Here is a 15852-nt window from a genome sequence, read left to right as displayed (position 1 = left end):
GTCGCTTGAACGTGGCTCTGTCCTCAACCAACAGATGCGCGCCAAACGTCGTGGGTTCCGAACAAATCGCAGTCCTAGATTGAACTACTCAATGGCCGGAATGGGCGGCATAGCTACTCCCTGAATTCTCGTACGAGGGTCGCTCGCGCCACGACTGTACCGGACGACTGGCCTTCTGCTGGATAACCATCGCGCGCCTCCGAATTTCCTGACTGTTGACGAGGCTGCGATCTTGATCTTAACCAGATCGCAGCCTCGTCGCTTACTATCGATCGCGAGATCGAAGAGCGCGGTCTCGCAGGCGCTCCCTCCCTATCGAGGATAGAAACGAATTGCCCAAGTCTGGCGCTGCTTCAGGGGCTTGTTGACGCCGACTTTCCGGCAGCGTTCCATGCCGGTCGGCCCAGCGGGCAGGATCATATTGTGCAATACCCATCTGAGTTCCCTTCGGCGACCATTGGCCGCAAGGGAAAAGTCTACTATTGCCCAAGTTTATCGGAGAGCTGCCGTTCGTCGGCCAACCTTATGCGATCCATTCGTGATCAATCGGAACTGACGCCTGGCAATGCCGTACGGCCTAGCATTGACTAACAATTTAAAAAGCTGGCTCGAATCCCTCCGGTTACCATTGCGTTGAAGGATTAGTCGGCGATAGTTTTGCAACTCAACCAGCAGAAGTGATTCTTGATCAGACCTCCGCGTCGAGGTTGCTACTTTAGTGAAGCTTTCGGTTAAAATGGACGGGAGCCTGCGGGCCAAACTGCATGAGTTTAATTTTGACACCGATCTCGCACAGAGATCTCTGCCATGGAAATAGATGGGAAGTTGATGACCTCGATCTTCTTGTCGAACGCGTCGCCCGTGTGGCGATGGGGCAGTACCGCCATGTTTCCAAGATTCTCGATGGCTTGAACGTAGCTGCCCCGAGAGGATCGAAAGTTCACGCTGAGAATGCCATCCAGAAGATGCAAGTCGCGAAGAATGGGGATCCTTGGCAACGTGATGGATGGATGTTTCAAATCATATCGTGGATCGCCGCGAGCCAGCAGAAAGCGGGCAAGGCCATTCTGAAGCCACCGCACATTTTCCATGCGCACAAAGGCTTCGACGGTATTCAGCTTGAAATTACCGAGGATGGCCAATCTGTGATCGCACTTATCATATTCGAAGATAAGGCGACCGATAATCCAAGAAGCACCATTCGGGAGGATGTATGGCCAGGAATCGTCAGCATGGAGGCTGGCGAAAGGGTCGCTGAACTCACGCACGAGGCGGCCGGTCTTTTGGAAGCGCAGCAACACGTCTATCCCGACATGGATATCGACGGCGCAGTCGATCGGATTCTCTGGCAAGAAGCGCGTCGATATCGCGTCAGTATCACTACGGGCAATACGCACAAGACAGAGAACGCTCGCGCAGGCCTTTTTGCAGACTATGACACGGCTGCGGCTGGAGACATGCTTCGTCGACAAGCAGAGACAATGCATTTCGACGACTTAAGGGCCTGGATGACTGGCTTCGCTGCCAAAGTGATCACCAAGCTGGAAGAGTTGGGGAATGTTTGATCCGATCACATCCGCAATCATTGCCTCCGCGCCGGCATTGTCAGGCCTCGACCTCGACGACCTTCCCAAGCGATTGACACAGGCCTTCTCCGAAATCGTCGCCGCTCGTATCGAGCTTCGGGGCCAGAAACGGGACGAGCCGCCGGAGGCGCTTGTACGAACCATCCGCGAGATGCAGCGGCTCGCGTCGGCTCACGAGAGCTACGTCGCCCTCTTGCCGGATCGTGATAACAGATCTGCGGCAGCTTTCGTCGCCGCGTCTGCACATCAGGTCTGCCTTTCAGGAACCTACAAGCCTGATGGTTACGTGTCGTACCTAGATGGTGCCAGCCTCTCCGCAGAGGTATGCGCGAGCTTGCTGTTCCTGATTGCTGAGGCGCATGCGGACGCTGCAGAGTGCGCTAAGCGGATATCAGCACCTACGGATCCTGATCGTGCTGTGGAGGCGGCGCTGCTAAATGCAATCCGGTGGCTTTGCCTAGGTCGTGTCCATCTGATCGCTGCGATCACGGTTCCGGAGCTTCCGATCTACGCCGAGTCTGGCGATACAGCCGTCAGTGCGCTCTATCTCGAACTTCTCAGGGGCGTCAAGAATCTTGCTCTGCGTATCCAACGCAGAACGGATCTACCCTTGGAGGTGGGCGGTGTCGAACTTTCGGCAAACTTCTTCAACCGTGTAAAGCAGCTCAGCATCGGGCAGCTTGATGACATCTTCGGGACCGGCGACCCGGTCTTCAGCCTTTTCCCAGGGCCACTGCATCTTGCGAACCTTCTCCTCGCCGTTGATCGCGATCTCGTCGGTTCCGCTCTGAGCCGCATTCCGACCCCCGATCAAGTCCCCGACCAGGACTGGTGGCGAATCGTAAAGCGCATGTCCGGCGGGAGACCTTTCTTGTGGCGTAACCACATGGCCGCGATCGATAGCGGCTATCTCAACAAGGGTGTCTCCGCTGCAATCAGCTTTCCGACGGGAGGCGGCAAATCGACACTGTCTGAGTTGAAGATCGCCACGGCGCTGTTGCGGGAAGAGAAGGTTGTATTTCTGGCGCCAACCCACGCGCTCGTGGACCAGACTGCCAGATCGCTGCAAAAAACCTTCAAGACTTTCGACTTCGAAATTCTTGGCGACGTTGCCGATGATAGTTCGGATGGGTTGATCGAGCTGCCAGAAGCCATCGTCACGACACCGGAGCGGTGCCTTATGCTGCTCACCACACAGCCCGAAGCCTTCAAGGATCTTGGGCTTGTGGTGTTTGATGAATGTCATCTCCTCCATCCCCGCGATGCCGAGAAGAGCCGGCGCAGCATTGATGCCATGCTCGCGCTGTTGAACCTGTCTCTCGTTGCGCCGAATGCTGATTTGCTCCTCCTCTCGGCTATGATGAAAAACACGGAGGAGATCGCAAGTTGGGTGGGCGACCTGACAGGGCGAAATTGTCTTGCTCTTAACCTTGCGTGGAAGCCTACCCGTCAAGTCCGTGGCACCGTAGTTTACGCAGCTAAGCGTATCAACGAACTCAACGAGACGCTGACCGACGCCCGCGCAAGCCTTTCGAACGTGAACGCGCCCAAAGCGGTTACCGACACTCTCACCGCGCGGCCATTCGGTTTCTTCGGCTTGCTGCAAACATGGGCTACCCGAGACCGGAGGGACTATGCATTGCTCCCCCTCCTGGCCGATGAGCATGCTTTATCAACGGGAACAACGAAGAGACGGAAGACCTGGTATCTTACCCCGAACGGAAATCACACCAGCACTCTTATTGCTGCGGCTGCCGCGGAAGCCGATTTAAAGACACTTGTGTTCGTCCAATCCGTGGTCCTTGCGGAATCTGCTGTGAGGGAGTTCCGCGAATGGGACAGTCGCGCTCCGGTAACGCTAACCGAAGCGGAACTGGATCATTACCGTATCGCCTCCGAAGAGATGGGCGGTGCAGGATTCTGCTACATCAGCGTTGATGAACATGGGAACTATTCAGGCGGTGCTGCGGGGCACCATTCGCTTCTGCTTCGCGAGGAGCGCTTGCTGCACGAGTCCCTCTTCAGGCGGGCTGACGGTCTCAAGGTTCTATTCGCAACCTCGACTCTAGCCCAAGGCATGAACCTTCCTAGCGAGCTGGTGATCATAGCTGGAGATAGTCGTTTCGATCCCGAGAAGGAGAAATTGGCTCAACTAGAGGCACATGAACTGCTGAATGCCGCCGGACGCGCTGGCAGGGCGGGGGAGAATTCTCAGGGTATGGTCCTGGTCGTACCTAGCAAGGTCGTGGAATTTGACGAGGAAAAAGGCCTTATCAACGCCCATTGGATGACGCTGCAGTCTATTTTTTCACAAAGCGATCAATGCCTCGAAATCGATGATCCCACCACCGTACTTCTCGACCGCATTCAGGCGGGAACGTGGGGCGACGCCATGTCGACCTACTTCGTGAGCAGGCTTCCACCCGCGGATGAAGATGGCAGCGACGGCACGCTTCGGAATGTACTCAATAAATCGCTCGCGGCCTTCAAGGCGCGCCAACGTGGAGACGAGCAATGGATGGAGGATCGGATCAGCGCGGTTTTCTCAGCGCGAAACCAGATCCCGGTCGCTGCAGAGGATGGGTGGTTGGACAGGGTTTCTGGTTTGACAGGTGTCGGAATCGAATCCTTACGCCAGATCGCCGCCGCCTTCGAGCCGGTCGAGACATTCGAATCGACTGACGCGGCTATCGCAACGCTGTTGAAATGGTTGTTGGCTGACCCCAGAAGATTGTTCGAGGTCATGCGCCCGGAGAACGTGGATGACTTCTTCGGTGTCGCCTTCGGAAAACTCAACATTGAAGAGAAGGCTGGGTACGCTTTACCGATAATATGGGACTGCCTTGACGCCTGGATGAGCGGTGCTCCGCTGAAGGACATCGAAGCGAAATACCCCAACGGGGACTCTGTTCGTTGCAAGCATGCGCGGCACTTCGTTCTTCGAATGGTTCCGGATTTGGCGTTCTTCGCAGGACTGCCAGCCCGTCTTTCCGCCGCACGCCATAGCGACAAAGGCGAAGAGGAAGCCTTGTCGATCGTGCTCAGTACGCTAGGAGCAGCGGTTCGAGAAGGATGCGATAGTCCGGAGGCATTAGCGGTACGAATAATATCGGCCCGTCGAACGACTTCACGGGTCGCCGCGCGCACTGAGTTCGACCTACTCAAGGCGTACTTCCCGGCAGGATCCTGGAACGAGACCTTTGAGAAGACGCAAGAGCGCGCTCGCAATGCCAAGCTTATTCGGGCGTTCGTAGTGCCGTAGCGAATGCCGATTACTTCGCGAAGGATCGAGCCGCTTTTAGAATGGCAATAGCATCGCGATTCTCGTCAGCGGAGATCCAGTTCGGGCTGCCCCTTTCGATGATGGTGAAAATCTCGTCGTCCGCGGCCGTCCTTATGCCGTTGAGGACATTGTTCAGAAAGTAGTTTTCGTGTCCGTCCGCCTGGCACAACATGGCTCTAGCGACAGCCTCTGGGCTGGGCTTGACGTTTTCCGGAACCGTGGCTGTCGCGAGCACCAGGTCAAAATCTGCCGAAGCGCCGTCCTCTGTTGTGGGCCACGGGATATTCAATGATCCATCGCTTCCGACAACCGCGAGAGACTTCGCCCCCATCTTTTTGAAGTGTGCCTGCCATGACTCGACAAGGCCCGCGTTCATCGCGCGCTCTCGGAAAAGGACTCCGACGCTGCCCCAACTTGAGCTAAGCGCTCCCGTCTTCGCTTTCGGCGCTTCGGCTTTCCAGAGTGCGGAAGCTTCGGCGACAAGGTCGTCAATTGTCACAACATCGCGTCGGCAAGGCACAAGTATCCCAGTACCCAGAGGACCATCTGATCGCAGCACCATGGTGAACGTGTTGGATCGGCTTGAGGATATACGCCCATAGTCGATGGGAACCGAAACCGGAACTGCCTTGGAAACATTTAGGCTATGATTTCGCCAGTCCTTCCGCCCCTCTGTTTGGTCGTCCCAGAGAAGCGAGCCGATGATCAAGATGCCGCATTTCATGCCAAATTCCGTCCAGTCGGTCCGTCTCAACACATAGCCCGGCTTCATCTTTCATTTCTGCGATCCAGAGGAGGATCATCGTCAAGGGTTGCCGCGGATAGAGATGAGGCTCAGGTCAACAATCTACTGCCATTCTACGGAAACAAACGGTCGCCGTCAGCCTACTTGAACAAAAACTCTCGCAAACCGGCTGGCCTGGGGTTTGAGGGCGGTGCGACGCCAAACAGGGATGCGGAAATAATTTCCGCATCCACGAGACGTTCGACCATCACTCTTCGACAAAGAAATCCTCATCCAGTCGCTTCACCTCCACGGTGCGGGCAATGCGGACACCGACACTGTGCTCGATCATCAGGTCGGCGAAGCGATCGCCGTCAATGAGCACGATGCGCTGTGGCAGATGACGAACGAACTCGATGGCAGGGGCGGAGAAACTCGACGTGGTGACGAAGACTCCTTTGGCGGCACCGACGCCGACGAGGCTGCCGAGGAAGCCCTGCACTTCTGGCCGGCCGACGCTGACATGGGAAGCGTAGCGCTTGGCCTGCACATAAATGCGATCGAGGCCGAGGCGATCCTCGTCGATCACGCCATCGATGCCGCCATCGCCGGATTTGCCGAGCCGGCGCGCGGCGTTTTCATGGCTGCCGCCATAGCCCATGCCGACGAGAAGATCGACGATGGCGCGCTCGAAGAAGGCCGGGCTCTGCGCCAGAATGCGTTGCAGGAGGTCCGTCTTCAGGGCCTGGTGCAGTACGGCCTGCGCGGCATCGATCTGTTCCTCTGGCGTTGCGGACGTGGTGGCGTCAATGGATTCGCCGGCACCGACCGACGCCGCGTCCGTGCTTCCGGCACCCGACGTGCTGGAGGCATAGAATTCCGCGAAGGCCGGATAGGTTTTCAGCGTGTCGACATTGATGCCGACGGGATTGGTGGCCAGCAGCTCCTTGCCCGCTTGGCTTGCCAAGAAGCGACCCCGCGCCGGGCTGTCGATCAGGCCCGCCTTGGTCATGTAAAACTTCGCCCAATGGATGCGATTGTGGAAAATGCGCTGACGGCCGCTCGGCAGCAACTCCTCCCGCTCCTTGACAGACAGACCAAGCTGGTCGGCCAGCGTTTCCGCCGCATCCGGCACACGTGTTTCGCCCTCTGCCGCGAGCCGCAGGACGGGAAGCATCAAGGACTGGTAATCAGGAATGGCCATTCAGTTGTGCGCCCATTCTGTGGGTAGAGTGGGCCATCCGAGCTTGTCCAGCTCGTCATGCGGCAGTCTGCCGTGCCGCTCCATGGCAACTTGTAGACGGTCGGCCAACCATTCCTGCCCCTGCAAGGAGAGCCGCACAGCTGCTTGTTGATTGTAGGCCTTGTACGGATTAGTGTTGCCCTGGCCTGATGCATGATTTCTCTGCGTCGAGATGAACGCATCATGACCAAGCGCATCCATCAAGGCATTTAAGGAAACACCGTTTGCCATGGTGCCCGCAACAAACTCCGCGTGATGCACCCGGATGTATCGCGGCCAAGTTTCCTTCCATCCGCGCGCTTCGATTTCATCGGCAGATGCATCGTCTCGCCCCGGCACGTATTTCATGCCAATGGCTCGACCGAATATAATGATGTCTCTTGGCTCATACGTGAGGCGGCTTATAAACATCAAGGCACCGTCCTTGACAGCAGTCGGTCGCTTGTTGGCCGGGTATGTCAATGCCCAGTGGCAGAGAGCGCTCTCCAACTCATCACGCACTGGGAATGATAACGAAACTCGGTTGCTGCCTTCACCAAGAAATTTGACATAGGCTTCCTCACCCTCGATGACCCCAGAGGGCAGTGGAGGGCTAACTAGGTCAACGCCGGTTGCCCCGAAATCGCCCAGGCTCCCCGAGGAGGCATGGGGCGCTCCCCTCACCAAATGGCTCGCGACCGCTCGCTGCCATTCATCGAGCTGTTGAATGGTCAAATTTGCCAGGCCGTCTGCCCAAAGCTTTTCAAAGTATTCCTTGGATGCAGAGATGATTTTCGGTTCATCTGACACAAGCCCGAATTCGTGATTTCTCGTCAACGCCGCTTCCGTGAGATTAGCGGAGGTGACAATGGCTCGCCGTGCGCCAAAGACATAAACCTTGGCATGAAGGTTCCTGATCCCGCGAATCTGTGCGCCCGCCGCGAGCAGGCTCCTCAATGCGCCAATATCGCTGACGCCATCAGCAAAATCTGCGAGGTTGAACCTGGTAATGATACGCATTGCCTTGGGCACATGTGACAAAATCCGCTCGACGGCACGACGCTTGATAAACGGAGAGATCACGCAAAGATTGTGAGACGCGAGCACGAGGCCTTCGTCCAGTTCCTTAGTCCATCCTGCATCCACAAGACGCGAGCTCATCTTATTGTTCCTCCAGCCCACGAACCACATTCAGCAATCGCCGGAATTCTTCATTGTCGGTATCGCCCTTCCAGAAGTTGATGAACTGGCAGACGACCTGGAGATTGCCCCCCTCGTAGTGGCCGTTGCTATCTTTCCGGTCGAGGGACGGCAGGAGGTTTTTATCGTGGTGCTGTCCTTGAAATTGTAATGGAATGCCCGTCAGTGCGCATCTGTTGTCCTGTTGCGCCAAAAGCTGACGGATCAAAGCTTCAAGCTGTTGTGACGTCATACGCAGCTCTTTGTTTTTCAGAACACGCTGAACAAGCTGCCCGTTAGCGTTCTTGACCGTGTTCTCGACGGACATCCGCATTGCCACGATGGATTTTTCGAGCGCAGCCAGGACCCGTCCGTCATCCTTCGAACCGGCCGCGGGCGTTAAATCACCTTCGGCCTCCATCGCGATCAATGTCGAAAAAATCCAGCAGAAGGAATGCGCGTCGATGAGGCGAACAGACTTCAAGCCCGCCTCCTGCGCGATCAGCGGTCGTATCTGCTGAAGCAAATCGAGAAAAGTGCTGTAATTTTCCCAACTGCACTGGCGTAGCGTCGAGAAATTGATGCCCATCTCCCGGAACAGGCGGTCAAAGCCGGTCGGCTGGATCGGCGTAAAGCGATCCATGTCTTTCAGAAAATACAGGTAGGCCAGCAGGGGGTATTTGCCGCCCGTGATGGTGCTGAGTTCTTCGAAGAGCTCGCCCTCATCTCCGCCACCGACATAAAGGACATAGAGCAGTCGCTCTATTTCCTTGCGCAGTTTCGGGATCGTCTGCGCCTCGATGAACACATGGTGATTGCGGTTGGCGTGGCCATAGCGGCTCTGCCAAAAAACGAGATTGTTCGTCAGGTTGCGGCGATTGTTCTGGATTTCAATGGCGTCGATCACATGGCGAAGGATCGTGCCAGAACCTATCCCAGCTTCGGCCCAGGTGTCCGAAGCCAGGATCGTCAAGGCGTAGGCCCTGAGCTTCGGCTTGTAATCTTCCCAGCTCGCCGCCAACCCCTCCTCAAAATTGGTGAAGGGATGTCCGTTGGTTCGAGCGGTGACGAGCTGCTGGAAGCGCTGGTACAGGCCGCTGAAATTTGCTGAGAAGGCATCGCCCGATGACTGCCCTGAACCCGTGGTGGAACCTGTAAACCAATCGAGAAATTGGTTGAGTCCGCCTTCCGTCGCAATCTCCACCCGAAGAGCTGACGAGGTGTTTAAAGGGGCGAATTGTCCGTTCAGATCGTCGTTCTTGGCCGAGGTCGGCATGAGAACAACGCCATCGATTTTTGGTGGCGCAGGAGGCAGGAACCAAAGTCGCGTCTCGCTCGCCGTGCGGTGGAGCGCCAGCACCTTCCCCGTGGCCGTCGTGAAGCCGAGAACATACGTAACTTCTTTTCCCGGCTCGCCGAGCCGAGTGCGAAGAATTCTCTCTGCCGTTGGGATTTGCACGCTCATTCCGCGGCCTCCTGCAACGCCTCGGCGTTTACCGGTGCCAGCGCCTCGGCCAGCAGCGCGTCGAGCAGTCTTCTCCGCGTCTCGTCGGCGATGGTCAGGCTAGTTTCCAACTGGTCGCAGTGCGCCATCAGTTCATCGAACTTGGCGACGATGCGGTGTTGTTCGGCGAGAGGTGGAATGGGGATGAGCATGTTTTTCAATGCTGAACCGCTCACGTTTGCCTGCCCCGTTTGTTTCTTGATGAGGGGCACAATTTGCGTCTCTCGGAAGCTCGGCGCATTCATGGCAACGTTGAGGTAGACGGGACTTGAATGTAACAAGGACGGGCGTAGTCGGATTAGGTAGGAAGCAAAAGTTCGCACATCATTCTGGCCCCTGTAGATGCCAGTTTTGCCAACGAGTTCCGCGCTATTAGTGCGATTATACAACAAGTCAGAAGTCTTCAGATACAACGCTGGTAGATCGTCTGAGCTCTCTGGTATTCGCTTCTCGTTCCCCCAGATAACACTACCGTCTTGAATGTTACCCATCGTTAGAACTGGGACACCATTTTGCGACGCATGCGATTTCTGCGACGAGCCATACTGAGTGAAAAGAACGGCGTCTCCGACGCGGCTCCAAGCCCACGAGCTAGGGATAGCATGCGGACAATCGCGAGCAGTTACCGGCTCCAGGGGAGCTTCTCTACGAATTTCCTTTCGGCGAACAAGCGCGTCTCGCTCCGCCGTAATCAGCTCCAACAACTCCTCCGCCGGCTCATCCGCCGGGTCCTGGGACACGAGCTTGCCGCGGACGGCGAGGTTGAGGATGGTCTGGCGCAGTTGCTTGATCTGGTCCGGGCGGGCGGTGAGTGCCTGCAAGGCATCGAGCACGAAGCGGGCGTCGTCGCGGAAGGTTTCCGGGTCGGGGGAGTTGAGGCGTGCAAGGCTTGCCGCCGCCAGCCGGTCCCGCTTCGTCTCCCGCTCCGTTCGCGCCGCTTCCAGGTTGTCGCACAGCGCCATCAATTCATCGACCTTGGCGACGATGCGGTGTTGTTCGGCGAGGGGTGCAAGGGGGAAAGGAGAGTTAGCGAAATAGTCAGTCGGCACGCGCTTCTGGCCGGCGGTTCCCGTCATTTTAGGAATGCCGGTTTCTATGAAATGGGGGCTCTTCCAAAAGAGCAAAATGTAGTCTGCCACGACCAGCAGTGGGCGAACGACGTGAAGTTCAGTCGTTCCGCTGCCTATGCCGCCGGTCAAATTCCTAAATACCGTCGACTTGCCATTTTCGAAACAAGGCGTGATCTTCGCGAGCCCGACATCGCCCTCGGCGAAATGCGTATACCCCTTTTTTATCTCTCCCCAAGTGCGGACTTCGTGCCTGTTCGCAACACCATATTCGGCAGCGATCAAGGGCATCGGAACAAATGATGTTTCCAGTGCGTCAGGCGCATCGTTTCGCGGGCTTATGATCCCAATTTCAGCAATCTGCGACCAAGACCAATTCGATGGAATTGAAAAGGGAGCGTCTACGACTGCGCCAAGAGGCTTGGGAGTTCGAATTTCCCCTGCTTTGAGCAGCCGCGCCTTTTCCTCCGCGATCCGCTTCAATAGCTCCGACGCCGGCTCGTCTTCGAAATCCTGCGGCACGAGCTTGCCGCGCACTGCCAGATCGAGAATGAACCGCCGCAGCCGCGTAATCGCATCCGGGGCATCGGCAATCTGTTCGTAATGCTGCAACAGGCGTTCGGCGTTCATCGGTCCAGCGCCTCGGCCAGAATGCTCTTCAACTGGTCGCGAAGGCGGGCCGCACTGGTTTCGGCAGCCGTCAGCTCTTGCAGCAGGGTCTCCGGGTCGCCGTGATCATCGGCCACCGTATGCGGGTTCTTGAAGTCCAGATTGTAGCCACGCGCCTTCACCTCTTCCAGGGTCACACGCCAGGCCTGCGGACCTTCCTCGCGGCCCCTCCGCCCCTTGCCGCCCCACCAGTCGACGCAATCCTGCAGATGCTCCTGCCGGATCGGCTTGGTCATGGAATAGGCCTTCTGCCCCTCCGGCACGCGGTGTTCCCAATACCAGATGTCTTTTGTCGGAGTGCCCTTTTCGAAGAACAGCAGGTTGGTGCCGATCGAGGCATAGGGTTTGAAGACAGAATTGGGCAGGCGCACGATGGTGTGCAGGTTGCACTCTTCCAAAAGGTGCTCCTTCAGCCGCGTCTTGATGCCTTCGCCGAACAGCGAGCCATCCGGCAGGACGACGGCGGCGCGGCCACCGTCCTTCAACAGGCGCACGATCAGCGCCAGGAACAGGTCTGCGGTTTCCTTGGTGCGAAAGGTCGGAAAGTTGTTTTCGATGCCGTCTTCCTCACGCCCGCCAAAGGGCGGGTTGGTGAGCACGATATCGACGCGCTCATCCTTGCCCCAGGAAATCAGCGGACGGGCCAGCGTGTTGTCGTGGCGCACGAAGCTCGGGTCCTCGATGCCGTGCAGCAGCATATTGGTGACGCAGAGCATATGCGGCAGCGGCTTCTTTTCCACGGCGCGCAAACCGGCCTGCATCTTCACGCGGCTCTCTGGCGTGCGCACATGGTTCTTCTCCATGTGGCGTATGGCGCAGGTCAAAAAGCCGCCGGTGCCGCAAGCGGGGTCGAACAGGGTTTCGCCGGGTTTCGGATCAATGCGCTCCACCATGAAGGAGGTCAGCGCGCGGGGCGTATAGTATTCACCGGCATTGCCGGCCGACTGCAGGTCGTTCAAAATCTGTTCGTAGATTTCACCGAAATGCTGACGCTCCGTCAGACTGTTGAAATCGACATCGCTGATCTTGTTGACCACCTGACGGATCAGTTGGCCGGACTTCATGTAGTTATAGGCATCCTCGAAGAGATCGCGCACGACGCGGCGGCGATCGCCCGGCTGCGCCGAGACTGGCAGGCCCTTCAACGTGGGAAACAGCTCGTTGTTGACGAAGTTCAGCAGCGCCTCGCCGGTGATGCCTTCCGGGTCTGCCGCCCAGTTGCGCCACTGGAATTTCTCTGGGATGGGCGAGACGTAATTGTCGTGGGTCAGCTCCAGTTCCCGGTCCTGATCATCCATGATCTTCAGGAAGAACATCCAGCAGAGCTGGCTGATGCGCTGGGCATCGCCATCGACGCCGGCATCCTGGCGCATGATGTCCTGGATGGATTTGACGGTGTTACGGACGGACATGGGACTTCTGAAGCTCTCTGATTTTATTGTATATTGCCATCTCAATATCGGCGATGCGCCATCCTTCTTGAGAGTGGCCCGTGTACTCCATCGACATGTCACGAACCAGCCCCTGAAGAGCGAAGCAATGCTCTCGGAAGGCTAAATACCCTTCTGAGGTCGGGCTAAAGCCAAGAGCTTCACAGATGATACTGTCCAAGACTACGTGCTGATTTGGGTCGAGAAATTTGAGGTGCTTGGAGCCAAACGATATCGCGAGACCTTTTAGCGAGGTAATTTCTCTAATTGCCGCTCCAGGATCGTTAGCAATGCACGCCTGATGCGCAGCCCGAAGTTGGCTGGCGATCCGATCTTCCGGATTGTGAGCTATGACCTTGCCGCCCCGCCGGCTGTCGCCACCCCAACGGCATACGCGCCGAACAAACTCAACGGATTTTCCGGGGGCAAAATCTGAAACGACGAGCTCGCGCGCCAATTCTTCCGTGCCCTTCGTTAAAGGGGCTGCATCTAAACCTTTTTTGAGGAACGTCGGAAAATCAGGAAGGCCCATCCAAAGGCGCACAAAACCGATTTTGTCATCGTGATGAAGCAACGTCTTTGATTTAAATAGAGTCATAAATGGCATCCTGCATGTCGTGGACAGCTTGCTGAAAATTTGCCTTTCCTCCGAAGGCGCGGACTATTTCAATGGGCGTTCCGATGGTGTTCGCTGGCGGTATCCTCAGCACGTTCGTATCGTCGAGGTTCAAGACACCTTCATCGGCATACTTGGACAAGAGTACATCCAGAACGGCGCGCGCCTTGCCTTCATAGCGGGCAAAGACGTCGCGCTTCTTCACGTTGTCGGCACGCTCCTGCCGCGTCAGCGGCTTTCGATCAAAGGCGATGTGGCAGACGAGATCAAAAGGATCGAGGTCGATGCCGAGTTCTTTGGCGATCACATCCAGCGGCAGGCCTTCCGCAGCCAGTTCCTTGACCAGTGCATCCTTGCGCTCCTCCGATTTCCAGCGCTTGAGGAAATCATCGAGACTGGCGAAATGGCGAAGAAGCGCTGCCTTGGTGAAATCGCGCAGGCTTTCGGTGACGAGCCTGCCATTGGCATCGAGATATTCGACACGCTCGGCCACGACCCGCGCGCTGACACCATCGACATAGACCTTCTTCTGGCGCTCGCCGCCACCACCTGGAAACGTCACCTCCTCGCCATCGGTGGTCGGCGGCTCCGGGGTGTAACCGTCCTGATCGCCGTCTTCGAAGCCCGTGGTCGCGGTATCCGGCGGCGTGATTGGATCGCCTTCGCCCGCCTCATATATCTGTACGGGATCGCCATCGAATTCGGGATCGGCGAAGTGGTTGGTCGCGCCGCGAAAATCCATCAATGTGAAGTAGAATTTCTGCGTGTCCTCATGAACGCGCGTGCCGCGGCCGACGATCTGCTTGAACTCGGTCATCGAGCCCACGGGGCGGTCGAGGACGATGAGGCGGCAGGTCTGCGCGTCGACGCCGGTGGAGAGCAGGCGCGATGTGGTGACGATCACCGGGTAGCGCGATTCCGGATCAATGAAGTTGCCGATCTGCGCCTGGCCGAGGGTGTCGCTTCCGGTGATGCGCATGACATACCGGGGGTTTTCGTCGGAGAGGTCCTTGTTGTCGTTGATGAGCGCCTGACGCATGCGGGCCGCATGCTCCTCGTCAACGCAGAAGACAATGGTCTTCTGGTAGCGGTCGCCGCTCTCCTTGAGGAACTCGGTCACCTTGGCGGACACCAGCTTGGTGCGGTCATCGAGAACCAGGGTGCGGTCGAAATCCTTGGCATTGTAGATGCGGTCCTCGACCTCCTCGCCGTCGCGGTCCAATTGGCCCTTTTCCGGTCGATAGCCTTCGACGTCACGGTCGATATGGACCTTGATCACCTTGTAGGGTGCAAGGAAACCGTCGCTGATGCCTTGCTTCAGGGAGTAGGTGAAGACCGGCTCCCCGAAATATGCCGTGTTCGAGACGTACTCGGTCTCCTTCGGTGTTGCCGTCAGGCCGATCTGGCTCGCAGCGGAGAAATATTCGAGGATTTCACGCCAGGCAGAATCCTCCGCAGCGCTACCGCGATGACACTCGTCGATGACAATCAGGTCGAAGAATTCCGGCGAGAATTCACGGAACAGCTTCTGTCGTTCCTCGGGACCGGTGATGGCCTGATAGAGCCCAAGATAGATTTCGAACGAGGTGTCGATGCGGCGTTTGCGATCCAGCGCCAGCGGCACGGACTCTTCAGTTCCATCGGGGCGCTCGATCGTCTTTGACTTGGTAGAGAGCTTGGCCATGGCACCGCCAAAGGGGCGGAAGTCGTTGACCATGGTCTGGTCGATCAGCACGTTGCGGTCGGCCAGGAACAGGATGCGCTTTTTGCGCTTGGCCTTCCACAGACGCCAGATGATCTGGAAGGCGGTGTAGGTCTTGCCCGTACCGGTCGCCATGACCAGCAGCACGCGATCCCGCGCCTTGGCGATGGCCTCGATGGCGGCGTTGACAGCGTTTACCTGATAATAGCGCGGAGCCTTGCCGCTGCCGTCATCATAATAGTCCTGAAGCACAAGCTGTTCGGCAGAGGTGTCCAGGCCCTTCCATTGACTGTATAGCCGCCAAAGCTCATCCGGCGACGGAAACTGGTCGAGGCGGAGGTTTTCCTCTTTTACCTCCCGCAGGCCGGTACGATCGTGGAATACGAAACAGTCGCCGTTGGAGGCAAAGACGAAGGGGATCGCCAGTGTCTCGGCATAGTCCAGTCCCTGCTGCAGACCATCACCGACCGCATGAGTGTTGTCTTTGGCTTCGATAAGCGCGATCGGAATATTGGGCTTGTAATAGAGGATTACGTCCGCCTTCTTGGCATTGCCACGGGCGACGAGCTTACCGCGCACCGTGATGCGGCCCTTGGTGAAGAAGACCTCTTCACGAACCTGCAGCATCATATCCCAGCCAGCCTGTTTAACGGCCGGTAGAATGAACTTCGTGCATATGTCGCGTTCCGTCAAAGACCGCTTGTCCATCCGGATGCCATTCCCCCGCAACCCCATTGATTGTACAATATGAATAGTGTTCGCAGCGTCAATGCAACCCTGAGATCAGAGGATACGGGCCGCTCAGAATTTTCGTTTGCTCTGCAAAAATTTTACCATGAGTAACGGAGGGAAAGACCAGCATGAAAACCG

General features: G+C 57.1%; 10 protein-coding genes. 2 read left to right on the top strand and 8 right to left on the bottom strand.

Translation table 11 applies throughout. The features are described 5' to 3' along the window. Positions 1-776: 776 nt before the first annotated feature. Together GR212_RS27910 and GR212_RS27905 are read left to right on the top strand one after the other, a co-directional pair. Positions 777-1565 (top strand): hypothetical protein, encoded by a 789-nt coding sequence (locus tag GR212_RS27910; protein WP_246726013.1) that lies wholly within the window; start codon positions 777-779, stop codon positions 1563-1565. Further along, the gene (locus GR212_RS27905; RefSeq protein ID WP_163991663.1) at positions 1558-4848 is read left to right on the top strand and encodes a DEAD/DEAH box helicase; all 3291 of its coding nucleotides are present in this window, start codon (positions 1558-1560) and stop codon (positions 4846-4848) included. The genes GR212_RS27910 and GR212_RS27905 overlap by 8 nt, the downstream gene beginning before the upstream one ends. Positions 4849-4858: 10 nt before the next feature. Here the strand turns inward: GR212_RS27905 and GR212_RS27900 are convergent, their stop codons facing one another. The 8 genes from GR212_RS27900 to hsdR form a co-directional block, all read right to left on the bottom strand. Further along, positions 4859-5641, bottom strand: a complete 783-nt coding sequence (locus GR212_RS27900; RefSeq protein ID WP_163991661.1) for a hypothetical protein — start codon at positions 5639-5641, stop codon at positions 4859-4861. 220 nt (positions 5642-5861) lie between these two features. Next, positions 5862-6797, bottom strand: coding sequence for a restriction endonuclease (locus GR212_RS27895; RefSeq protein ID WP_163991659.1), 936 nt, complete (start codon positions 6795-6797; stop codon positions 5862-5864). After that, positions 6798-7976 carry a phospholipase D family protein gene (locus tag GR212_RS27890; RefSeq protein WP_163991657.1) on the bottom strand — a complete coding sequence of 393 codons (1179 nt, stop codon included), beginning with the start codon at positions 7974-7976 and terminating at the stop codon, positions 6798-6800. It lies immediately after the preceding gene. Position 7977: 1 nt separating this feature from the next. Beyond that, positions 7978-9459: a hypothetical protein gene (locus tag GR212_RS27885; protein WP_163991655.1), complete on the bottom strand. Its 1482-nt coding sequence runs from the start codon at positions 9457-9459 to the stop codon at positions 7978-7980. After that, on the bottom strand, positions 9456-11195 hold the full coding sequence (locus GR212_RS27880; protein ID WP_163991653.1) for a restriction endonuclease subunit S: 1740 nt from the start codon (positions 11193-11195) through the stop codon (positions 9456-9458). The genes GR212_RS27885 and GR212_RS27880 overlap by 4 nt, the downstream gene beginning before the upstream one ends. After that, the gene (locus tag GR212_RS27875; RefSeq protein ID WP_163991652.1) at positions 11192-12646 is read right to left on the bottom strand and encodes a type I restriction-modification system subunit M; all 1455 of its coding nucleotides are present in this window, start codon (positions 12644-12646) and stop codon (positions 11192-11194) included. Before GR212_RS27875 ends, GR212_RS27880 begins: the two co-directional genes overlap by 4 nt. Then, entirely contained in the window at positions 12633-13262 is a 630-nt protein-coding gene (locus GR212_RS27870; RefSeq protein WP_163991650.1) for a hypothetical protein, read from the bottom strand. Before GR212_RS27870 ends, GR212_RS27875 begins: the two co-directional genes overlap by 14 nt. Beyond that, the gene (gene hsdR, locus GR212_RS27865; protein ID WP_163991648.1) at positions 13249-15690 is read right to left on the bottom strand and encodes an EcoAI/FtnUII family type I restriction enzme subunit R; all 2442 of its coding nucleotides are present in this window, start codon (positions 15688-15690) and stop codon (positions 13249-13251) included. The genes GR212_RS27870 and hsdR overlap by 14 nt, the downstream gene beginning before the upstream one ends. Positions 15691-15852: the final 162 nt, after the last annotated feature.

The organism is Martinezella lusitana, from assembly GCF_010668395.1.
In the GTDB taxonomy this organism is placed as follows: Bacteria; Pseudomonadota; Alphaproteobacteria; order Rhizobiales; family Rhizobiaceae; genus Rhizobium; species Rhizobium lusitanum_A.
Note: the sequence above shows the minus strand (reverse complement) of the source record. Positions and strands in the feature narration are given on the sequence as shown.

What these genes read in the sequence shown, in the direction of transcription:
- GR212_RS27905 (WP_163991663.1), top strand. Translation starts at nt 1,558, where the DNA reads ATGTTTGATCCGATCACATCCGCAATCATTGCCTCCGCGCCGGCATTG.
- GR212_RS27900 (WP_163991661.1), bottom strand. Translation starts at nt 5,641, where the DNA reads ATGAAGCCGGGCTATGTGTTGAGACGGACCGACTGGACGGAATTTGGC.
- GR212_RS27895 (WP_163991659.1), bottom strand. Translation starts at nt 6,797, where the DNA reads ATGGCCATTCCTGATTACCAGTCCTTGATGCTTCCCGTCCTGCGGCTC.
- GR212_RS27890 (WP_163991657.1), bottom strand. Translation starts at nt 7,976, where the DNA reads ATGAGCTCGCGTCTTGTGGATGCAGGATGGACTAAGGAACTGGACGAA.
- GR212_RS27885 (WP_163991655.1), bottom strand. Translation starts at nt 9,459, where the DNA reads ATGAGCGTGCAAATCCCAACGGCAGAGAGAATTCTTCGCACTCGGCTC.
- GR212_RS27880 (WP_163991653.1), bottom strand. Translation starts at nt 11,195, where the DNA reads ATGAACGCCGAACGCCTGTTGCAGCATTACGAACAGATTGCCGATGCC.
- GR212_RS27875 (WP_163991652.1), bottom strand. Translation starts at nt 12,646, where the DNA reads ATGTCCGTCCGTAACACCGTCAAATCCATCCAGGACATCATGCGCCAG.
- GR212_RS27870 (WP_163991650.1), bottom strand. Translation starts at nt 13,262, where the DNA reads ATGACTCTATTTAAATCAAAGACGTTGCTTCATCACGATGACAAAATC.
- hsdR (WP_163991648.1), bottom strand. Translation starts at nt 15,690, where the DNA reads ATGGACAAGCGGTCTTTGACGGAACGCGACATATGCACGAAGTTCATT.